This is a genomic window from Aureibaculum algae (assembly GCF_006065315.1).
In the GTDB taxonomy this organism is placed as follows: Bacteria; Bacteroidota; Bacteroidia; order Flavobacteriales; family Flavobacteriaceae; genus Aureibaculum; species Aureibaculum algae.
The window spans coordinates 2,933,894-2,956,894 of record NZ_CP040749.1; the positions used below are offsets into that span (position 1 = coordinate 2,933,894).

The 23,001-nt window shown below is 30.9% G+C and carries 20 protein-coding genes; 8 read left to right on the plus strand and 12 right to left on the minus strand.

Annotation, left to right across the window (positions count from 1 at the left end; all coding sequences use genetic code 11):
• Window positions 1-16 precede the first annotated feature (16 nt).
• From FF125_RS12265 to FF125_RS12305, 9 genes are all read right to left on the minus strand, one after another.
• A complete protein-coding gene (locus FF125_RS12265; protein ID WP_138950037.1) occupies window positions 17-355 on the minus strand; it encodes a hypothetical protein in 339 nt (112 codons plus the stop codon).
• A 143-nt stretch (window positions 356-498) separates the two neighbouring features.
• On the minus strand, window positions 499-948 hold the full coding sequence (locus FF125_RS12270; RefSeq protein WP_138950038.1) for a ferritin-like domain-containing protein: 450 nt from the start codon (window positions 946-948) through the stop codon (window positions 499-501).
• Between the two features lie 124 nt (window positions 949-1,072).
• Window positions 1,073-1,234 carry a DUF1328 domain-containing protein gene (locus FF125_RS12275; RefSeq protein ID WP_138950039.1) on the minus strand — a complete coding sequence of 54 codons (162 nt, stop codon included), beginning with the start codon at window positions 1,232-1,234 and terminating at the stop codon, window positions 1,073-1,075.
• Window positions 1,235-1,281: 47 nt separating this feature from the next.
• On the minus strand, window positions 1,282-1,755 hold the full coding sequence (locus tag FF125_RS12280; protein WP_138950040.1) for a hypothetical protein: 474 nt from the start codon (window positions 1,753-1,755) through the stop codon (window positions 1,282-1,284).
• Window positions 1,756-1,875: 120 nt separating this feature from the next.
• On the minus strand, window positions 1,876-2,766 hold the full coding sequence (locus tag FF125_RS12285; RefSeq protein WP_138950041.1) for a mechanosensitive ion channel family protein: 891 nt from the start codon (window positions 2,764-2,766) through the stop codon (window positions 1,876-1,878).
• 434 nt (window positions 2,767-3,200) lie between these two features.
• A complete protein-coding gene (locus tag FF125_RS12290; protein ID WP_138950042.1) occupies window positions 3,201-3,404 on the minus strand; it encodes a hypothetical protein in 204 nt (67 codons plus the stop codon).
• 9 nt (window positions 3,405-3,413) lie between these two features.
• Window positions 3,414-3,761: a hypothetical protein gene (locus tag FF125_RS12295; RefSeq protein WP_138950043.1), complete on the minus strand. Its 348-nt coding sequence runs from the start codon at window positions 3,759-3,761 to the stop codon at window positions 3,414-3,416.
• Window positions 3,761-4,090 carry a YtxH domain-containing protein gene (locus FF125_RS12300; protein ID WP_138950044.1) on the minus strand — a complete coding sequence of 110 codons (330 nt, stop codon included), beginning with the start codon at window positions 4,088-4,090 and terminating at the stop codon, window positions 3,761-3,763. Before FF125_RS12300 ends, FF125_RS12295 begins: the two co-directional genes overlap by 1 nt.
• Window positions 4,091-4,297: 207 nt before the next feature.
• A complete protein-coding gene (locus FF125_RS12305; RefSeq protein ID WP_138950045.1) occupies window positions 4,298-6,370 on the minus strand; it encodes an HD family phosphohydrolase in 2,073 nt (690 codons plus the stop codon).
• Window positions 6,371-6,567: 197 nt separating this feature from the next.
• Here FF125_RS12305 and FF125_RS12310 point away from each other — a divergent pair, with 197 nt between their 5' ends.
• Both FF125_RS12310 and FF125_RS12315 read left to right on the plus strand, forming a co-directional pair.
• A complete protein-coding gene (locus FF125_RS12310) occupies window positions 6,568-7,743 on the plus strand; it encodes an acetyl-CoA C-acyltransferase (protein ID WP_138950046.1) in 1,176 nt (391 codons plus the stop codon).
• A 10-nt stretch (window positions 7,744-7,753) separates the two neighbouring features.
• Complete coding sequence (locus FF125_RS12315; RefSeq protein ID WP_138950047.1) at window positions 7,754-8,524, plus strand: C40 family peptidase; 771 nt, start codon at window positions 7,754-7,756, stop codon at window positions 8,522-8,524.
• Window positions 8,525-8,652: 128 nt separating this feature from the next.
• Here the strand turns inward: FF125_RS12315 and FF125_RS12320 are convergent, their stop codons facing one another.
• Window positions 8,653-9,924, minus strand: a complete 1,272-nt coding sequence (locus tag FF125_RS12320; RefSeq protein ID WP_138950048.1) for a tetratricopeptide repeat protein — start codon at window positions 9,922-9,924, stop codon at window positions 8,653-8,655.
• 33 nt (window positions 9,925-9,957) lie between these two features.
• Window positions 9,958-12,477, minus strand: a complete 2,520-nt coding sequence (gyrA, locus tag FF125_RS12325; RefSeq protein WP_138950049.1) for a DNA gyrase subunit A — start codon at window positions 12,475-12,477, stop codon at window positions 9,958-9,960.
• 221 nt (window positions 12,478-12,698) lie between these two features.
• Here gyrA and FF125_RS12330 point away from each other — a divergent pair, with 221 nt between their 5' ends.
• The 4 genes from FF125_RS12330 (at window position 12,699) to FF125_RS12345 (ending at window position 17,606) form a co-directional block, all read left to right on the plus strand.
• The gene (locus FF125_RS12330) at window positions 12,699-15,257 is read left to right on the plus strand and encodes an ATP-dependent Clp protease ATP-binding subunit (RefSeq protein ID WP_138950050.1); all 2,559 of its coding nucleotides are present in this window, start codon (window positions 12,699-12,701) and stop codon (window positions 15,255-15,257) included.
• A gap of 153 nt (window positions 15,258-15,410) precedes the next feature.
• Window positions 15,411-16,139 (plus strand): hypothetical protein, encoded by a 729-nt coding sequence (locus FF125_RS12335; RefSeq protein WP_138950051.1) that lies wholly within the window; start codon window positions 15,411-15,413, stop codon window positions 16,137-16,139.
• A gap of 109 nt (window positions 16,140-16,248) precedes the next feature.
• Window positions 16,249-16,614 (plus strand): DUF2200 domain-containing protein, encoded by a 366-nt coding sequence (locus FF125_RS12340; RefSeq protein WP_138950052.1) that lies wholly within the window; start codon window positions 16,249-16,251, stop codon window positions 16,612-16,614.
• 83 nt (window positions 16,615-16,697) lie between these two features.
• The gene (locus FF125_RS12345; RefSeq protein WP_138950053.1) at window positions 16,698-17,606 is read left to right on the plus strand and encodes a hypothetical protein; all 909 of its coding nucleotides are present in this window, start codon (window positions 16,698-16,700) and stop codon (window positions 17,604-17,606) included.
• A gap of 151 nt (window positions 17,607-17,757) precedes the next feature.
• On the opposite strand, the gene recQ is transcribed toward FF125_RS12345, so the two are convergent.
• Entirely contained in the window at window positions 17,758-19,533 is a 1,776-nt protein-coding gene (gene recQ, locus FF125_RS12350) for a DNA helicase RecQ (RefSeq protein ID WP_138950054.1), read from the minus strand.
• Between the two features lie 523 nt (window positions 19,534-20,056).
• Here recQ and FF125_RS12355 point away from each other — a divergent pair.
• Both FF125_RS12355 and FF125_RS12360 read left to right on the plus strand, forming a co-directional pair.
• On the plus strand, window positions 20,057-21,733 hold the full coding sequence (locus FF125_RS12355) for an RluA family pseudouridine synthase (protein ID WP_250629575.1): 1,677 nt from the start codon (window positions 20,057-20,059) through the stop codon (window positions 21,731-21,733).
• Window positions 21,734-21,974: 241 nt separating this feature from the next.
• Window positions 21,975-22,598: a class I SAM-dependent methyltransferase gene (locus FF125_RS12360; RefSeq protein WP_138950055.1), complete on the plus strand. Its 624-nt coding sequence runs from the start codon at window positions 21,975-21,977 to the stop codon at window positions 22,596-22,598.
• Window positions 22,599-23,001 lie beyond the last annotated feature (403 nt).

The window sequence follows — 23,001 nt, forward strand, 5'->3', positions numbered from 1 at the left end:
TACAATAAAATACTGATTACTTTTCATTTTCACAATAATCAACATTTTTCTCATTAGAAAATTGTTCTTTAGGTATTTTAGCAAAAAACTGGGATAATGCACTTTCATTTGAAGGTCCATAGCCAGCTAATACATTTCCTTCATTAAAATCGTTGGTTTCAAAAATATATAAAATTGATAAATCTGAAGGATTACTCATACCCTCAAACCGATGTTCCGCAACAATATAGATATCCTTCGGACTATATTCTTTCTTTGTTTTTAAATCTGTTAAATTTCCATTAATCATTCTATATTCATTGATATAGCCTTTGTTTTGATAAATTTTTATGTAATCTCGTTCATTTTTTTCCATGATGTTTTGATTTTATAGTAAAAGAGAATCTTCAATTGTTATTGAAGATTCTCAGGGAATTACATTTCTTATTCTCAAGAGATAGTATCTCTGATGATAAAAAGTGCTATTTGATTTCTAAATTAAAATAATCTCGATCCTGCTTATTTTAAATCTTCCAATGTTTTAATTGTCGATAGTGTTTTTTCAATTTGTGATTTTTGTTTCAATAGAACATTCTGTGTTCTTACTGGTAAACTTGTTTCTTTTAATACATCATTATATTCTTGAACTGATGCTTTTTCACCTCTAATAGCTTCCTCGAGCATAGACTCATCATTTTCTGATGAGAATAATGCTTTTACATCCATCCACGTTCTATGAGCTGCTCCAGTAATTGAGCCACTCGTTTCGAATTGTTGTCCAAACGAAGCAACTTCTGATTTCAATTCACTTTTAAAGTATTTACGTTCTTGAGCTTTATTTTTAAAAAAGTTTTTTAATGCTTCATTTTTTGCATTACTAGCTGCCTTCGTATATCCATTTTCTGCATCAATACTCTTTTCAAGAATAGCATTTAATTTGTCTCCTACAATTTCTCTATATTTTGTCATAATTTTTAATTTTATGTGAGTTGTAAATTATTTTATGATGTTCTACAACATACCATCTACATTTCTTTTTAATGCTTTCAGCACTACTTTCGTTTTTATAAATTCAATTTGTCATTTACCATTGTTATATCTTTTTTCTCCCTGTAAACAAGGAAATAATAAAAAGTACAATGAAAATGAAAAATAAAATTTTTGCAATGCTTGCGGCTCCCTCTGCAATACCGCCAAACCCAAAGATTGCGGCAACTATTGCAAGAATTATAAAAGTGACTGTCCAACGTAACATATTTTTTAGTTTTAAGGATTAATATATAATTGATTTTTGAGTGTATTTTATTTAAGCTTTGTTCTGGTTATTTCAATTCCAGATGGGTATGTAATATTACCCTCGTCTTCGGCTGTGATAAATATTTCTTTAACATTAAATGGCGTCGTCGTTTCTAGCTCCACCTTTTTAGCATTTTTATTAGATAATTGACCTACATTTTTAATTCCGTTATCCTCTGTAACAATCCACACTACATAATTGTTTTTTGGAGGATCAAGTCTGTTCGCACTTGCTAGATTTTTTGCTATAACTTCTATTATAAAATTGTTATTATTGTCTTGTTTCTTACTCACTGTAATTTCAGCCGCAGGCACTAGATCAGATAAAGGAAATTTTTTCGCAGTTCCACAAGAAATAAACATTAAGAAAACCATTGTTATGGCTATAATTTTCATACTCTTAGTTAAAAAGTTTTCATTTTTGTTATTCTTCTTTTTTAAATTTTGAAATTCCTTCTTTTTTATCTTATCGTTATTCATATAAATAGGGTTTAAAAGTTTTAATTATTTCCTTTTTAATTTTAATTAAATATAAGTTCCATTGTTAGTATTACTTTGCTCATAAGCTAAAAATTGTAACGCTATCGCTAAAAAATATATTTATTTAGCTAGGGTTAACATTGTATCCCCTAGTTTCATATCGGGAATATTTAAAGTTCTAATAGGGAAAGGAATATTAATATTATTTTTATCAAATGCATTTTTCAATTGAATAATAGCTTCTGTTTTTGATTTGGCAACTTCTAAACCGGATGTGGAATTAATCCAATATCTTAATTCAAAATTTATGGAACTATCCCCAAATTCCTTATATAAAAAAATGACTTCACTTTCACTTTCTACAGAATCAAAATGGTTTGTTATAGTTTTTACCGCAAGTTGCTTTACAAAATCTAAATCGGACTCATAACCTACTCCACAATTCAATATAACTCTTGATTGACTTGTTCTTGAGTAGTTTTTTATGGGGTTTTCTACCACTTGTTTATTGGGGATATAAACCAAATTATTATCAACTTGCTTAAGCGTAACAGCTCTTAAGTCTATATTTACAATTTCACCTTCATAATCATTACTCTTTATCCAATCTCCAAGTTTTACAAATTTGATATATGAAAGTATAATACCAGAGTATGTATTTGCCAAAGCTCCTTGTAAAGCCAAGCCAACAGCCAAACCAGCAACCCCAGCACCAGCCAGTATTGTATTTAGTGTTTTACTCAAGTCTAAAATCCCTAAGATTAATATGAGTCCAACTAAAACTGTAATCATAGCCATTAATTTGGCAATGACGTTTTTCATACTTTTTTGTAACTTCCCTTTGTCAAGTATTCTTAGTGTTATTTTATTTACATACTTAGATATAAATAGAACACTTATAAAAACAATTAACGCAATTACAATATTTGGTAAATTAATAATTAGACCGTCTAACCAAGACACTAACTTCGTTATCATTTTGGACCATGCTTCTAAAAATTGTTTTCTCATTATTTTATTTTTTTTTGTTTACACCCTTAGAATACTGACTTAAGAGATAAAAGAAGTGCTGTTTTACAAAAAATATTAACCGAATCAATATTATTTAAGCATCACTAAAGAATATCTGTACAAAAGATATCTATATAGCTCCTCAAAATACACATCCTGAAGTATTTCAATCTAATGAAGCTTTTGGGGGAAAATCAAAAAGTAATGATTCGGTTATAGGCGGCATGTGAATTAATTAAAAATAGTGCTCTAATTTCAAAAGTAGTATATACCATTGTGTTTAGTAGTAGAATCTATTTTTCTAAAATATTTAAAATATGATATAAGTCCTGGTAAATTTAAAATGCAGTCTAAGAGGTATAAAACAAAAAGGCTGTTTAGATTTAAAAAAATCTAAACAGCCTAAATTAACCAACCAAACTAATTTGTTTAATTTATCTTTTAAATAACTTTTTTAATAAAAAGTAAATTCCAAATTTCTTAAACCCATTATAAATTGGCATAATCCAATTATTGGGTGTTAGACTATCTTGAACATTATTTCCAGATTGTTTAATCTCTTCCCATGCAATTTTCCGCTCAAGATTCAATCGTTTAAGTTCAAAGTCTATTTCGTCAAAGGAATTAAATGTTCTCATACTTTTATATTAATCAAAAAATGATTTTGAATATTTACTAATTATAGTTTTATCTATTTTTTTTCTTAGTAAGAAAGCTATAAATGCAAATAGTAAAAGTAGTATCCCTACTATTAATATTCCTAATGGAATGTTACCTAAAACTTTCCCTAAAGCTATTGCACCTGCAATGGACAAAAAAATCAGTCCTAAAAAGATGAATCCTCCTACTAAAGCAATTTTAACCAACATACTTAAGGAAAAAGACAGTTGTTGAAATATTTTTAGCTTTAAATACTCCTCTGTCTTTTTTACATAATTCTCCCCTGACTTTACGGCATTGGTAGTGGATTCATTTATAGATTCAAAAATATTCATTATGCTTTTTGATATTTTTTATTTTGTTTTTTTAGCTCTGCTAATTTTTTTTCTAATGTACTTATTACATCATCTGTTTTGTAACTTACATCGGAAACTATAGATTCCATTTGATCCTCTAATGTTGCTTTTTTGTCCTTAGCGGCATGCACTACTGTATCTTTTATTTCTGTTGCTTTTTCAACAAACGTGTCTTTAGCATCTACAGCTCCATCTGCAATCTTTTTTCTGGTGTTCACTCCCTTATCTGGAGCATAAAGTATACCAATAGCGGCACCTGCAATTGCTCCTGTCAATAATCCTAATAATGTATTTGATGTGTTACTCATTGTTTGTGTTTTTAAGGTTAATAATTTAAAGTTGTATTAAATATACTCTGATTTAATTACAATACAAAATTGCATATTAATAAAATCAGAGCTTGACTCAAATAAAAAAAAGATTAACGGATTTGCTAATTTTAACAATTATAATTGCAACACTATAATGGCATAATGAGCCTTAAAAGGTAGGTGAAAAAAGGTGTAACTTTTCCTTTATTCTGGATATTCTATACGTAAATGATAAATATTATTTAATTTCTTTTTGATTACCTTTTTTATAATTTGTATTTCTTTAAAGGTAATATCAGCATTCATAAATTGTCCATTTGCCATTTGACTCGCAACGATTTTTTCAATTAAATCATCAATTAATTGAGCCGTTGGCTCTTTTAAACTTTTAGAAGCAGCTTCAGCGGCGTCACACATCATTAAAATTGCAGTTTCTTTTGAAAAAGGAATTGGTCCACCATAAGAGAAATCTTCTACATTTAAATCCTGTGGATTTTCATTTTCTTGTTGCTTATAAAAATAATACACCAATGAAGTACCATGATGCGTTCTAATAAAATCTATAATCCTATCAGGCAACCGGTGTTTTTTAGCTAATTCTATTCCATCAATTACATGATTAATAATTATTTCAGCACTATCTTTTGGACTTAGTTCATTGTGAGGGTTAACCGTTGTGGTCTGATTCTCTGTAAAATATTTAGGATTCAACATCTTACCAATATCATGATACAGAGCTCCAGTTCGAACCAACATGGCATTGGCACCAATTTCATTCGCCGATGCTTCTGCTAAATTAGCAACTTGCATGGAGTGTTGAAAAGTACCGGGTGCTTTCTCTGCCAGTTCTCTTAATAATTTAGAATTAGTATTAGACATTTCCAATAACGAAACATCAGAAACCAATCCGAATGTTTTTTCATAAATTAAAATAAGAAATAAAGACAAAAAGGATAAGACACCATTCAATGCAAACATAATAAAATACTGCCAATTTATTTTTTCCATATTCCCCTCTTGGATTATTGAAAAGGCGAAATAAGCAATCATATACACTAAGGTAATTTGACTTATTGAAATAAATAAATTAGCTCTTCTATGCAGTTCAGAAACGGTTAATATGGTAATAATACCAGCAATAATCTGTAAAAAGATAAATTCGAAGCTGTTCGGTACAATAAATCCAAGTAACAAAACAGTTAAAACATGTGTAAAAAAGCCCAAACGTGCATCAAAAAAGGCTTTGATTATAATAGGTAAAATTGGTAAGGGGATTACATACAAGTAATCTACTTTATACTTCACTACTAATGTTACCAACAATACCATTAGAAAAATATTGAAAAATATAAAAGTTACTTTTGTATTATTCTCATAAATAAATGGTCTATACTTTTGTAAAAATAGCAATAGCATTAATAAGTTAAGGGCCACTAACAATACATAACCAAAAACAATCCAATTATAATTGGATTGATTCCAAACTTGAGATAAGTATTCTTTTTGTAACGAATTTAAAATTCGCAATTTTTCACCTTCAACAACGTCGCCCTTAGATATAATTCTTTCATTTTCTGTAACTAAGCCTTCGGTATAGGAGATTTTATTCAATTCATCTTGTAATATTTTATCAGTCAACTCTTCATCAAAGAAAATATTAGGTTCTAAGGCCTGTTTCAAAAGAGGTATTAAAAAATTGGATAATGATTTATATCTAGAATCATTTATATTATTTTCTAAATATTTATTTACTTCACTTGAAGTTAAAAAACGGTCAAATACTAAATCAGAAATTGTATTTCCTTTTCTTAGAGCGATAAGCTGTTTATCCTCTACTCTATTAACATCACTTTCGTTAATATACCCGTATTTATAAATTGCAGAAATTAGGTTATTTGAATACTTAACAATTCTAGGAATATTATAATTATTCAGAATCGAGTCTTGTGACTTGTCGGTAAGATCATTTTCTATTTCTGATTTTACCTTTTCTATAACTCCCTCTTTTGAAGTAAAATACTGCTTTTTATTTAAAGTGATATTTTTCTTTTCATCATCAATTTTTTGTTCTGATTTCTGAATCGCAAAATCAAAAGGAGCATATAAATTTTCGTACTGCCAAGGTTTACCATTATGGAATTCATATTTAAAATGTCCTCCCTTTGGAAACATGTAAACAATAGCAAAAGCAGTAACAATAAATAGAACTATTTTATATGCTAATGCGTGATTTTGATATAGGGTATTTAAAAAATTTTTGAAGTTGATTTTTTTCATTAGTCTTTCTTATACTAACATATAGCTTAGTGCGTACTGTTAACAATTGTACAAAGTACCGCAATTATTTAATAATAACTGTAAAAATAACTAAATTCGCAGAATCAAACCATTATTGGTGAATTTAGTATAAAATATTTTATGCTTTTTTTTATAAATAAAGTGGTTCAATTGAAAATTAAAACCAATTTAAAAATATGCAAGAAGTTGTAATCGTTTCCGCAGTTAGAACTCCAATTGGGAGTTTTTTAGGTAGCCTATCAAGCATACCAGCTACAAAATTAGGTGCCACTGCTATAAAGGGAGCTCTTGAAAAAATAAATTTGGAACCCAATTTGGTTGATGAAGTTCTTATGGGCTCTGTTTTACAGGCTAACTTAGGACAAGCTCCAGCAAAACAAGCCGCTTTATATGCTGGAATACCAGATACAGTGCCTTGTACAACAGTAAATAAGGTATGTGCATCAGGTATGAAAGCCATTATGCAGGCTGCTCAAGCTATTCAACTAGGTGATGCAGAAATAGTAGTTGCAGGTGGCATGGAAAACATGTCAATGGTACCTCACTATCTTAATGGAAGAGTTGGAAAAAAAATGGGACCTATAAACATGGAGGATGGACTATTAAAGGATGGACTCACGAATGTATATGATGGCAAACATATGGGAACCTGTGGTGATTTATGTGCTATCGAGTACAAATTCTCTAGAGAAGATCAAGATAACTTTGCAATAACTTCTTATAAAAGATCTGCAAAAGCATGGCAAGAAGGTAAGTTTAATAATGAGGTTATTCCTGTTGAAGTACCTCAGCGTAAAGGCGACCCCATTATCATTACAGAAGATGAAGAGTATAAGAATGTGATGATGGATAAAATCCCTAATCTAAGACCTGTTTTTAATAAAGATGGTACAGTTACAGCAGCAAATGCTTCTACATTAAATGATGGTGCCGCTGCTCTTGTATTAATGAGTAAGAAAAAAGCAGCTGAGTTAAATTTAACTCCACTGGCAACCCTAAAAGGATATGCAGATGCTTCTGTAGAACCTGAATGGTTTACTATTGCTCCAGCGAAGGCTCTACCAAAAGCAATTTCAAAAGCAAATGTTATTTTAGACGCTATTGATTATTTTGAATTTAATGAAGCATTTTCTGTAGTTGGCTTAGCCAACACAAAAATTCTAGGTTTAGATCCTGAAAAGGTTAATGTAAATGGAGGTGCTGTATCTTTAGGGCATCCATTAGGCTGTTCCGGTGCTAGAATTATAGTTACACTCATAAATGTACTAAAACAAAATAACGGTAAGTTAGGAGCAGCGGCTATCTGTAATGGTGGCGGTGGTGCTAGTGCTATCGTAATTGAAAACAACTAAGCATTTCTTAATGAAGTACGGTATTTGTAACTTAAGTACTATTCCCTTGCGTATGATTGCTGATCATACCAGTGAAATGATTTCTCAAATCCTTTTTGGAGATCATTATAAAGTCTTACAAGAAAATAAGGAATGGGTTAAAATTCGCTTAGAATTTGATCATTGTGAAGGTTGGATTGAAAGCATTCAACACACGGAAATTTCTGAAGACTACTATGATGATTTAAACAATTCGGAGACTATTGTTACAAATGAATTAGTTGATTTTATTGAAGATGAAAAACATAGGTTGTCATCCGTTCTTTTAGGATCCAGATTGCCATTTTATGCCGAACAATCTTTTAACTTATTGGATGAAGCATTTATTTTTGAAGGTAATGTTACATCTCAAAAACGATCTAAAGCATCTATTATAAATTCCGCGTTCTTATATATAAATACACCTTTTTTATGGGGTGGAAGAACATCATTTGGTATTGATAGCTCAGGTTTTACCCAAATGGTATATAGATTAAATGGATATTCACTATTAAGAAAAGCATCTGAGCAAGCAACACAAGGTGAAGTATTAAGTTTTATTGAAGAGTCAGAACCAGGAGACTTAGCTTTTTTTGATGATAGTGAAGGTGAAATAATTCATGTTGGTATTATCTTAGCCAACCATCATATCATCCATTGCAGTGGAAAAGTTAGAATTGACCAACTTGACCATAGTGGTATTTACAATAGTGATCTTAAAAAACATACTCATAAGTTAAGAGTTATTAAGAAAATATTTTAAAAGAATAAAACCCCATTCCAATTACATACAAAGGAAACGCAATATCAAAAGCCTTAGTCTTAAATATCAAACAAAAAAAATGCCCTCTAATTATAGAAGGCATTTTTTTTGTTTTAATAATTAACTAATTATTTAGAAGCATCCCATAGGGCTTTCATTTCTTTGTATTTGTCATCCATTTCAAGATTCTCATACATACTCATTAATGTTCTAACAACATCCATGTTGTCTTTTTTAACTTCACGAGCCTTTTCAAAATATGGTAAAGCTACTTTATACAAATCTAATTGCTTAGCTTTAATCTCATCATATTTTTTAAAGTTGCTTAAGTTTTTATTCATTTCTTCAACCAACTCTTTATCTTTTTCTAAAACTAATGCACCCATATTCAAATAAGCATCACCATAATTAGGATCTAACTCAATAGCTTTTTCATAATTAGCTTTAGCTTCTTCTAAACGACCTTGTTCTTGGTTAATTACTCCAACGTTAAAGTGTAAGCTTGGGTTATTAGGATCTTTTTTAATAGCTTCTTTCATTAAAGCTGCAAACTCATCCTTATTACCTAATTCTAATTGAATGTTAGCTTCTGTAAAAATTAAATCAGAATCATCTGGGTTTGCTTTCCTTGCTTCTTTTACTGCTGCAATAGCATTTTCAGTTTCTCCTTTTTCAACCAAAATCAATGCTATATTTTTGATTATGTCTGCTCTTTTTGATTCTGAAGTCTCTGATTTGGGATCTTTATATTCTCCCGTTTTAACTCTTAGATCCATTTCCGTTTTAGAACCAAAATTTTCAGATTCATTAGTCTTAACATTAATCGCAGAATACGTTGTTGCAATTCCAGTATATCCTAATTCTTTTAAAGCGTTAAAATGCTCAAGAGAAGTATCAAAATCTTTATCTAAATACGCTGCAGTTGCTGCATACTCTAAGAAAACTGTATCTTTTTTACTTAAATTATAAGTTTGCAAAAGTGTTTTTTTAGCTTTAGTATAATCCTTATCTTGATATTCTTTAATACCTTTATTAGAGACATCTCCAACTAAACTATTTAATAGCGGTTGAGCTTCTGCAGTGTATTTTGCTTTTCCAGATTTTTTTTCAAAATCAATTAATTCTGTAAAACTCTTCGCTGCTACATCATAAGCGTCCGCGGCCAAAGCAGGCTGCTTCTTACCTATTTCATAATAAGCTTTCGCTTTTAAAAAATAAAACTTCGCTTTTAATTTAGCATCAGCATTAGCAATTAACCCTTCTGCTTGATCTATAGAAGCCTTAGCTTTAGCTAAATCTTCACCTTTCAGTGCTTTATCGGCAGCTTTTAATTCGTCTTTTTGTGCGAAAATTGACATACTCATAGATAGTGCCAACATCGATAATACTACTTTTTTCATTTTTGTTTAAAATTTAGTGTTCATTTTTGTTTGTTATTCTTCCTGATCACTTACTTGATCGGTTTGGTTATTTTCAATATCCGTGCCAAGTTCTTGATCATCATCCTCATCCTCTTCCTCACGAACCACTTTAGCTACAGCTGCAATAGAATCATCACCTTTGATATTAATCAACTTAACTCCTTGTGTTGCTCTACCCATTACACGTAAATCAGCAACCGCCATTCTAATCGTAATTCCTGATTTATTGATAATCATAAGATCATCCTCATCAGTTACGTTTTTAATAGCCACTAATTTACCCGTTTTTTCAGTAACGTTAATCGTTTTCACACCTTTACCACCTCTATTAGTGATTCTATAATCATCTAAACTTGAACGTTTACCATATCCTTTTTCAGAAACTACAAGTACATCGCTTTCCATGTCATTCAATGAAATCATTCCAATTACCTCATCTTGATCATCTTTTAAACGAATACCTCTAACTCCAGAAGCATTTCTCCCCATCGGTCTAGACTTACTTTCTTCGAAACGAATAGCTTTACCAGATTTTATGGCAATCATTATCTGACTATTACCATCAGTTAATTTAGCCTCTAACAATTCATCACCTTCTTTTATAGTAATAGCATTAATACCATTAGATCTAGGTCTTGAATATTGCTCTAAAGAAGTTTTCTTAGTTTGTCCATTTTTAGTAACCATTATAATATAGTTGCTATTTACGTACTCTTCATCTTTAAGATCTTGTGTACAAATAAATGCACTTACATTATCATCTGGATCAATATTTACTAAGTTTTGAATAGCTCTACCTTTAGAGGTTTTACTACCTTCAGGTATTTCATAGACTCGCATCCAGAATACTTTACCTTTTTGTGTAAAGAACATCATATATTGATGATTTGTAGCGACAAACAAATGCTCTAAGAAATCTTCATTTCTAGTCGCAACTCCTTTTTGCCCACGTCCACCTCTATTTTGAACTTTATACTCTTCTAAATTTGTACGTTTTACATAACCCGCATTAGAAATAGTTACAACAACCTGAGAATCAGGAATCATATCTTCAATACTTACATCGCCACCAGCATATTCAATAACTGAACGACGCTCATCACCATATTTATCTCTAATTTCAATTAATTCATCTTTAATAATGGTCATTCTTCTAGACTCACTAGCTAAAATATCTTTTAAGTCTACAATTAACTTCATAATATCCTCATACTCACCCCTTAACTTATCTTGCTCTAAACCAGTAAGCTGACGCAATCTCATTTCAACAATTGCTTTAGCCTGAATTTCAGAGAGTTCGAAACGTTCAATTAAGTTATTTCTTGCCTCATCTGCATTATTAGAAGCTCTAATAATTTTAATAACTTCATCAATATTATCAGAAGCAATGATTAACCCTTCTAAAATATGAGCACGAGCTTCAGCCTTCTTCAATTCATACTTCGTTCTACGTGTTACAACATCATGTCTATGGTTTACAAAATGTCTAATCAAATCTTTAAGATTCAACATTTCTGGTCGACCATTAACCAATGCTATATTATTTACACTAAACGAAGTTTGTAAAGCTGTATATTTATATAATTTGTTTAAAACAATATTTGGTATTGCATCTCTTTTTAAGACATATACTAAACGTCGTCCTTTTCTACTCGTTTCATCACGAACCGAAGCAATACCTTCAATTTTCTTATCATTAACTAAGTCAGCCGTTTTCTTCATTAAATCGGCACCATTCACTTGATATGGCAATTCAGTAACAATAATACACTCTCTACCGTTAACTTCTTCAAATACTGTTTTTGCACGCATTACAATACGTCCTCTACCTGTATGAAAGGCATCTTTAACACCATCATAACCATAAATTGTTCCTCCTGTAGGAAAATCAGGTGCTTTGATGTGCTGCATTAAACCATCAACATCGATATCATTATCTTCTATATACGCAACAGTACCATTAATAACTTCAGTTAAGTTATGTGGAGCCATGTTAGTGGCCATACCTACAGCAATACCAGACGCTCCATTTACCAATAAACTTGGTATACGCGTTGGTAATACCGTTGGTTCTTGTAAAGTATCATCAAAATTTAAACGATGATCTACGGTATCTTTTTCAATATCAGCGAGCATATCTTCTGATATTTTTTGCATTCTAACCTCCGTATAACGCATGGCAGCCGGACTATCACCATCGGCAGAACCGAAGTTACCCTGACCGTCAACCATTTGATAACGCATGCTCCAATCTTGAGCCATACGTACCATAGCATCATAAACGGATGTATCACCATGTGGATGGTACTTACCTAATACTTCACCCACTACTCTGGCAGATTTTTTATGAGCTCCTGTTGCTTTAATCCCTAATTCGTGCATCCCAAACAAAACCCTTCTGTGTACTGGTTTTAAACCATCACGAACATCTGGTAAAGCCCTAGACACAATCACTGACATTGAATAATCAATGTAAGATGACTTCATTTCATCCTCAATGTTAATAGGAATTAATTTTTCGCCTTCTTCCATAAAACTTATCTATTTTTTGTATTAAATTTAAGAGAGCAATATACAACAAATCTGTTTTTTTTAAGTTATATAAAAATGTATTTATTATCATTTTTTATTAACAATTAGCACCAGTAAACATACTGTTTTTCATAAATTTACTGACAACCTAAAAGTTCGGTACAACTTTTGCAATTATTATTAAAAAAAATCTAGTAATTTTACCCTATAAATTTTATAAAATGGACGATAATTTTTCACCTAAAGTAAAAGATGTAATAGCGTATAGCAAAGAAGAGGCATTACGACTAGGTCATGATTTTATTGGTACGGAACATTTAATGCTGGGCTTATTACGTAAAGCTAATGGTGATGCAATTGATATATTAAATGCATTGGATGTTGACTTAGCGATGCTACGTAAGAAAATCGAGAGCTTGAGTCCTGCCAATACTGACAATGCGGCAGGTAATGATAAAAAGAGTTTACACCTCACAAAACAAGCCGAAAAAGCATTAAAAACAACTTTTTTAGAAGCTAAATTGTTTAAGAGTAATGCGGTAAGTACAGCTCATTTATTGTTATGTGTTTTACGTAACGAGAATGACCCTACCACAAAATTGTTAAATAAATTTGATATTGATTACAACGAAGTAAAAGTATTGTTTTCACAATTATTTACTGACGAAGTAGACATTATACAAACTCCAACCGCCGAAAGCGATAAGGGTGACGAATTTGAGGAACCTAAACAAAATCCTTTTGGGAGCTCTGGTGCTAAACCATCAAAAGCAAATACAAAGTCAAAAACTCCTGTATTAGATAACTTTGGTCGTGACCTTACTGCGATGGCTGAAGAAGGTAAATTAGACCCTGTTGTTGGTCGTAAAAAAGAAATTGAACGTATTTCACAAATACTGAGTCGTAGAAAAAAGAACAATCCAATTCTTATTGGTGAGCCTGGTGTTGGTAAATCTGCCATAGCTGAAGGTTTAGCTTTACGTATAATTCAACGTAAAGTATCGCGTATTCTTTTTAACAAACGTATTGTTTCATTAGATTTAGCGAGCTTGGTTGCTGGTACAAAATACCGTGGTCAATTTGAAGAACGGATGAAGGCTCTAATGAATGAATTAGAGAAAAACGATGACATTATTTTGTTTATTGACGAAATACATACTATTGTTGGTGCAGGTGGAGCTACTGGCTCTTTAGATGCATCTAACATGTTTAAACCTGCATTAGCGAGAGGCGAAATTCAATGTATTGGAGCCACTACCCTAGATGAGTTTAGACAAAATATTGAAAAAGATGGGGCCCTAGAGCGTCGTTTTCAAAAGGTAATGGTTGAACCAACTTCTGTTGATGAAACCATTCAAATTTTAAATAATATTAAGGATAAATACGAAAATCACCATAATGTAGTCTATACTGATGAAGCTATTGAGGCTTGTGTAAAGTTGACTAATAGATATATGACCGATAGATTTTTGCCAGATAAAGCTATTGATGCATTAGATGAAGCAGGATCTAGAATTCATATTACCAATATCGTTGTACCCAAACAAGTACTTGAACTTGAAACACAACTAGAAGATGTTAGAGAACTAAAAAACAACGTAGTAAAAAGTCAAAAATACGAAGAAGCTGCACGTTTACGTGATGATGAAAAACGTATTGAAAAGGAATTAGAAATTGCTCAAAAGGAATGGGAAGAACAATCAAAATTAAATAAAGAAACCGTAACTGAAGATAATGTTGCTGAAGTAGTTTCTATGATGACGGGTATTCCTGTAAACAGAATAGCCGAAGCAGAGAGTTCAAGACTTGCAGACTTACCTAATATGATAAAAGGTAAAGTTATTGGTCAAGATGAAGCCGTAGGTAAAGTTGTAAAAGCCATTCAAAGAAACAGAGTTGGACTAAAAGACCCAAACAAACCAATCGGTTCATTTATATTTTTAGGACAAACTGGTGTTGGTAAAACACAACTAGCAAAAGTATTGGCAAGGGAGTTATTTGACTCTCCAGATGCTTTAGTCCGCATTGACATGAGTGAATACATGGAGAAATTTGCAATATCTAGATTAATTGGAGCACCTCCGGGATATGTCGGTTATGAAGAAGGTGGTCAATTGACTGAAAAAATAAGACGCAAGCCTTATGCTGTAGTTCTATTGGATGAGATTGAAAAAGCACATCCAGATGTATTTAACATGTTATTACAAATATTAGATGACGGTTTTATTACTGATAGTTTAGGAAGAAAAATTGATTTTAGACATACTATTATAATCATGACTTCTAATATTGGAGCAAGACAATTAAAAGACTTTGGTACAGGTGTTGGTTTTGGTACTGCTTCTAAAAAGGAACAGGCAGATTCTGATGCGAAAAGTGTAATTGAAAATGCATTGAAGAAAAGTTTTGCTCCTGAATTTTTAAATCGTATTGACGATGTTATTGTATTTAATGCTTTAGAAAAAGAAGACATACATGCCATTATTGATATTGAATTGGCAAAATTATTAGACCGTATTGATGGTTTAGGTTATAAACTTATGTTAAGCGAAAAAGCGAAAGATTATATCGCTGACAAAGGTTTTGATCGCCAATATGGTGCAAGACCTTTAAAACGAGCTATTCAGAAGTATATTGAAGATGCTCTAGCAGAAGAAATTGTCAACGCTAAATTGAAAGAAAATGATACTATTTTCATGGATCTAGACGAAGACAAACAAGAACTGACTATTAAAATTAAAAAAGCAAAAAAGTCAGTTGAAGAAAATAAAGAAGAGTAAAAATCAATAATATATTTATTAAAAAAAGTTGCCAATTGGCAACTTTTTTTGTTATACTTCATATGAATAGTGTTACTTTTTTCAGATTATTTATCTTTAAAACAAAATATAAACCAAACGTAATTAGTATTAATTACCACCTATATAGCAGATATGAAATTATTTCCATCCATAGAAGACGTATTTACAGACCCAAAAGAGCATTACAAGTACCTGTTTTTTCCATTATTAACTATTGATTTGAACGAACACAACCTTGGTGATGGATTGGTCCACTTTGTTTCTGTTTGGGGAAATGGCGACCCTGATGATGATTTAGATCCCGGTGTTTTTGATTATAATTATATAAAATTTGTTCGTGACGGTAATAAATATGTTTTTAATGGCAAACTTGATGGTATAGAAACGTTTAAAAAAGTAGAAAAATGGTACAATGAAGCCGATAAAGAATATCGCAAAAATAAAACAAGCTTTTTAAAACAACAGCAACGGAATGAAGTTAATGACAGTGATTTAAACAAAAGTCTTGAAAAAAGAAACACTAACGATTTTGACTATTATCATTATGCAAAAGGACTTTTTAACTATTGGATAACACGCGATAAATACTTAGAAACTGGAAAATTTATTCAAGGCGGGTTCTATTCGGATGCTAATAGCGGTCACGAAAGAGACATCTTTGAAAAAATTGGTGGAAAAATTAACTATGATGACTTTGAATACTTCATAGAACTATTAGAAAACAATAACGAAACTAAGGAAACTAAACAATTTATTGGTTCTGTAACAGGTTACAACTATATTAGTTTTGGAGAAGATCGTATTCACCTCTTCTTAGATAACAATAAAAATGAAGTGCTTTTGTATGCAGATTGGAGTTAAAAAGCTAATCAAAACATATTATTTATGTTTTCTATATATTTATGAAAAATAAAAATAACTTTACTAAGCAAAAACTTCACTTTATAAATACCATTCAAATTTTAAGTATATGAAAGACACAAGTCATCATGATGAACGCATTGCCAAAATGATATTTGGATCTGTATACCCTCATTATCTTTCAAAAGTTGAGAAAAAAGGCAGAACAAAAGAAGAATTACATTACATAATTGAATGGTTAACCGGCTTTAATACTATAAAGATAGAAGAACTCATTGAAAATAAAATGACTTTTGAATCATTTTTCGAAAAAGCAACTTTAAACCCTAATGCTCATTTAATCACTGGTGTTATTTGTGGCTATCGCGTAGAAGAAATCAAAAATCCATTGACCCAACAAGTCCGGTACTTAGACAAGTTAGTTGATGAGTTGGCTAAAGGTCGTAAAATTGAGAAAATAACAAGAAATTCATAATTCAGTACTGGGCACGACTTTAATATAAAACGGGCCAACGAAACGTAAACCTTATAATTGAGAATAAACGAGAACTTTTAAACATGAGAATTAAAACAATATCATTAGTACTTTTAAGCTCTATTTTACTTTATAACTGCAATACAAAAACTAAGGAAAAACAAGAAAATTTAGAAACAAATATTGTTGTTACAAACATAACCCCTTCCCTTAGTGAGCCAATTGTTACACCTGTTAATAACAAAGTTACGGACACCACTAATTATCTCTCTGATTGTCTTTATGAAACTTTAATTCATGGAGAGCATTCGTTTAAGGATATTGAAAAATCACTTATAGATCAGAACATTCTTAAAAACGCAACCCCAAAAGGGTATAAAGATTTTTTTATAACCTATGTGATACCTAAACAATTTGGTCGTTTTAACAATATGAATACATATAAGGTCGACAAACAATTCTTTCAAAACAAATTAAAAATAGCCACTATTTTAAGAGCTCATTTTAAAAATGCTGAAGAAAATACCGAAGACATGAATACATGTCCAAATACCCAGTTTAAAAAGAAAGGATTTGAAGATAGCTCTATTAAAGCTTTACTTGACGAAAGTAATGAAATTACGAATCAATTAGTAGCTGGTACATTAGATTTAAAATACAAAACAGAAACGTACAGTATGTTAGACAAACATTTTTCAGTAGAATTATTCAAGAATATTGACAGCAGAGTGATTAGTTACTTCCAATTACATAATCTACTAAAGGAGTATGGCGAGGATCAAATGGATGATGATTATACGCAAACTTTAGAAATGCTAGACAATTATAAAAAAAATGGAGAGAACGAAATAGCACCTGATACAGCTATAAAACAAAAAACTACAAAAGGAAGTGAAAATCAACCAGAAATAATTTTAATGACTACAGAAGAAACTGAAAATTCAATTAAAAACGGAGCTGTTATAAAAAGTACGGACCCCGACAATAATTAATAAAAAAATTAACATCCAATCTGGAAAATAAAAAATTAACAACTAACAATAAGCTTGATAAGTGCCTTAACCTAAACAAGATGATTAATTATACATTATCATTTTAATAGCTCTAAAATTTTAAAACTTTGGATTGTGAAAATTTTTATTATTAAGCCTGATGTCTTGAAATTACTCCCATAAACCGACTCCCATATTTATCTGTTTTTACTTTTCCTGCCCCCTGAATTTGTTTAAAATCTGCTTTTGATTTAGGTAGCTTTTTTTCCATGTCTTTTAAACTTGCATCACTAAAAATAATATATGCAGGAACCTTTTCTTCCTTTGCAATAACCAATCGTAGTTCTCGTAGTTTCTGAAATAAATTAGATGGAGCTTTTGATGTAATCACCTTCTCCTCTATTTTATCTTCTAGCTTTGGCAAAATAGCTAATTGCACTTTTTTATCTTTAAACAAAACCTTGTTTGCTAAAGGTGTCAACACCAACCGTCCATTTTCATGAAAACGGATTTCTAATATACCTTGATTAATCATCTGAATTACATATTGCTGCAGATCAACCCACGACGTATCCTTGACTGTTCCGTAAGTTTTAATATTCTGATACCCCTTTTCTAATACTTGTGCATTTTGAGCACCACGTAATACATCAATTACCATTCCCGTTGCTTCTTGTTCATCTAAACGAGATACTGCAGAGCATACTTTTTTAGTTAAAACAGTCCCATCAAAATAATTAGGAGGTGATGTACAAATATCACAATTTTCACAATTTTCAGTAAAGTGTTCTCCAAAATAATTGAGAAGAGCAATTCTTCTGCAACTTAAAGCTTCTGCAAACTGTTGCATTCTTTCAAGTTTGGCAATTTGATATTCTTCATTAGAACTGCCTTTCGCAAATTTCCTAAGCATTACCACATCAGCATAACTATAGAACAACAAATTATCTGCTGGAAGTCCATCTCTACCACCACGACCTATTTCTTGATAATATCCTTCAATATTTTTTGGCAAATTATAATGGATAACCCAACGTACATTACTTTTATCAATGCCCATACCAAATGCAATAGTTGCTGCAATTATTGGCGTTCTGTCATTGATAAAATCCTCTTGAATACGACTACGCTCGTCAGCTGATAAACCAGCGTGATAGGCTTTCGCCTTAAATCCGTTACTATTTAGCTTAGATGCTAATTTTTCTGTACTTTTTCTACTTAAACAATAAATAATACCACTTTCATCAGGACGTGAATCTAAATATTTTAAAATTTGATCTATTCTATTATTACCAGGACGGACTTCCAAATATAGATTTTTTCTATCGAAAGAAGATAAATGCACTTCAGCTTCTGGTATATTTAATTGTGTAACAATATCTTGTTGCGTTGCACTATCTGCCGTTGCAGTAAATGCGGCGATTGATGTATTGGGAAACTGCTTTTTTAAATGTCCTAATTTCGTATAGGCAGGTCTAAAATCGTGCCCCCAAGAAGAGATACAATGAGCTTCATCGACAGCAATAAGACTAATTTTTATTGAAGCAAAATGAGGTATTAAGTTTTGTAAACTTTCAGGAGCTACATATAATAATTTTAACTCACCAGCCTGTAGCTTTTTAAGTGTCTCATTTTGTATGTAAGATTCTTGACTACTATTATAATACGAAGCTGATATTCCGTTTGCTAATAAAGAATCTACTTGATCTTTCATCAACGCAATTAAGGGAGATATTACAATGGTTGTTCCAGAAAGTGCTAACGCAGGTAACTGAAAGCAAATCGATTTTCCACCACCAGTGGGCATAATGGTCATTACATCCTTTCCAGATAAAATATCATTGATAATACTTTCCTGTTGTGGTCTGAAACTGCTGTACCCAAAATGAGTTTTTAAAAGGTTTAAAGTCGTTTTTGCGGTTATCATTATCGTTTTATGCTATTTTGTGTTTAGTGGGTCTATCCTATTTCCGTTACCTCTTCACCATAAACACTTTTGTAATGTTGATTTGTGGTAATAATAAAATTTTGGGATTTTCTTTCTGGATTCAAAGGTACTAATTTCAGAGTTGTTTCCTAAGTTTCATGTCAATAGTACCTTACTTTTAAGGTGTTAAAAATATTTGTATTATAAAAATAACAGTTAAGGTGCTCCTCCACAGACCATAATAATCTTTTTAAAATTATCGAAATATATTTTTTTCTATTTCAGCTCTGCAAACATAGAACTACTTACAAATAGTATTCGGCTGATAACTAATTACTTTCGTTTTTTTAGAATGTACTCATTTATTTATAGTCCGAAATACATGTAATAATTTAGCTATAGAAACCATCCTAAAACATTTCAAAACTGACATCAGTTCATCGGACTAAAACGCTATTGTGATTTTACATTTGAATTGAAATTCCAAAACAATATATTTGCTCAGAATTTTACTCAAACAATTGTGCAAAAATATTTTCAACACTTCTCTACTCCTATAAACGAATTTGAACTTCCAAGTAAGTTTACCTTTCCATTTTATTACGAACCTCATCCATTATGCAAATTAGCGGCAAATGAAGTGCAAAATTATTTAAAAACACAAACAGATTTTCAACATAATTTTGGATTGGGTACTTCTAAAAAAGGGTTAGCAATAGGAAAAATGTTTGGGGTGTTAGTGGTACAAAATCAACAAAACGAAGTAGGATATATCTCAGCAGTTTCAGGTACGCTGGCAGAAAAAAATAGCCATAAGAAATTTGTTCCACCTGTTTATGACATGCTCACTAAAGATTCTTATTTTCTGCAAGAAAAAAAGGCTTTAAACACCATCAATATAGCTTTAGAAAATTCATTAAATAATACTAAATATTTAGATTTACTAATTCAATATAAATCTGAAAATAAAATAGCGGCTATTGATATTAGAGACAAAAAGGAGGCGTTAAAGGCGGCTAAAAAAAATAGAGACTTACGAAGAAGAAAAGCAAAATCCGAATTATCATCAGAGGCTTATGCTACTTTTGAAGAAACACTAAGTAAAGAGAGTTTAGAATCTAAATATTTTTTCAATAATGTAAATCGCTATTGGGCACATACCTTAAGTCCTATCAAAGAAAAACTCTCAGTTTTTACTAATGAAATAGCTCAATTAAAAGAACAACGTAAAGCCAAATCAATGGCATTGCAACAGTATTTATCTGAACAGTATCACTTTTTAAATACAAAAAAGGAAGTCAAAAATTTATCCGATTTATTTGCGGATACATCTGTTGAAAATTTACCAGCTGGCTCTGGAGAATGTGCCGCACCTAAATTATTACAATTTGCTTTTTTAAACAATTTAAAACCTATTACAATGGCTGAATTTTGGTGGGGACAATCACCAAATAAAGAGATAAGAAAACACCAACAATTTTATCCAGCTTGTCAAGGAAAGTGCAAACCTATTTTAACACATATGTTATCGGGTATTGATATGGACATAAATCCATTATTAAAAAACCCTGCTATTGGTAAAGAACTCGAAACAATATTTGAAGACGAAGCGTTAATTGTTGTTTACAAGCCTGCTGAATTTTTATCGGTACCTGGAATCCACATTAAAGATTCTGTATATAGCCGAGTTAAGCAACAAGTAAAAAATATTTCTGGACCAATTATAGTACATCGATTAGATATGTCTACTTCTGGCTTATTAGTACTGGCAAAGAATAAAAAAGCACACAAGCATTTACAAAGTCAGTTTATTAACAAAACAGTACACAAACGTTATACAGCGATGTTAGACGGAATTATAAATGATAATAAAGGAACAATAAAATTACCTCTTCGAGTTGATTTAGACGACAGACCAAGACAATTGGTCTGTTTTGAACACGGGAAACCAGCAGAAACAAATTGGGAGGTTATTGAACGGAAAAATGGAAAAACAAAAATACACTTCTACCCTATTTCCGGACGCACTCATCAATTACGGGTACATGCTTCTCATTCATTAGGACTAAATACTCCTATTGTTGGTGATGATTTATATGGAAAAAAATCTAATCGATTATATTTACATGCAGATACTTTAGAATTTTCACATCCTATAACTAAGCAAAAAATGATATTTCAGAAAAAAGCAGACTTTTAATAAATATACCTTTATTATTATAATTAAACGATCTTATTTTACAGAATCGTGATTCTAATATAGCTACTTTTCATTAACAAATCCCTAGCCATAATTAAACTCTTAAGAGCAATTCGTTCAGTCCATTTATTAATTTTGGTATATTTATAGAGATGTTTATAAAAACTACAATCCTCATCTGACTTTCAAGGAATTTTAACCTGTTGTCATAATTTAAGTATAGAAATATTAAAATAACAACATGAGTATAGAAAAAGCATATAATAGTTGGGCCAATCAATATGATACGAATAAAAATCGGACACGTGATTTAGATCAAACAGCTACAATTGAAACATTAAGCAACTATGAATTTGAAAATGTTTTAGAGCTAGGTTGCGGTACAGGAAAAAACACAAATTGGTTATTAAAAAAAGCCAACCATATCGTTGGAATTGATTTTTCGGAAGAGATGATGGCTAAAGCAAAAGAAAAAATAACTAGTAAAAAAGTAACTTTCAAAAAAGCCGATTTAAATGAAAACTGGGATATTGACAATAACTGTGTAGATCTAATAACCAGTAGTTTAACACTTGAACATATAAAAGACTTAGACCATGTCTTTAGTGAAGCAAATAAGAAATTAAAGAAAAATGGATTGTTTTTTATTAGTGAATTGCATCCCTTTAAACAGTACTCAGGGAGTAAAGCACGATATGAAACTGAAAGTGGGACTCAGGAATTAGAAGTATATATTCATCACATTTCAGATTATATTGAGAATGCCAATAATAACGGATTAAAATTAGTGGAAATAAAAGAATGGTTTGATAAAAAAAATGAAAACGAGCTTCCTAGATTGATTTCCTTCGTCTTTAAAAAATAAACTCGAATACGGAGCTATAGCTGATTTATAGTATCATCCTAACTTTTACCTGCCATTTAATGCTTTTAGAAATTTGTTAAATTCAATAAAAAAGCGTAATTTAAGACACTAAAACCTTAAATTTAAACATCTTATGAATTAACGTCTAAAATTAGCAATTATTTATAGATTAAGTAATTAACTATTATTTACAAGAGTTATAAATCATTTCAATGCTTCCTATTTTTTCAGTAATTGATTTTATGGTATCTCTTTTTTAACTGTTAATGCATCCGCTATTTAGTAAAATGAGAAAGATCAACTAAACTGGTTACGCTCACATGAGTTGCTTGACGCGTTTTGCATATTCGTAGCCTATATATATTGAGGTTTCTATAAGTTATACTTATAGTTAAATAGGTTA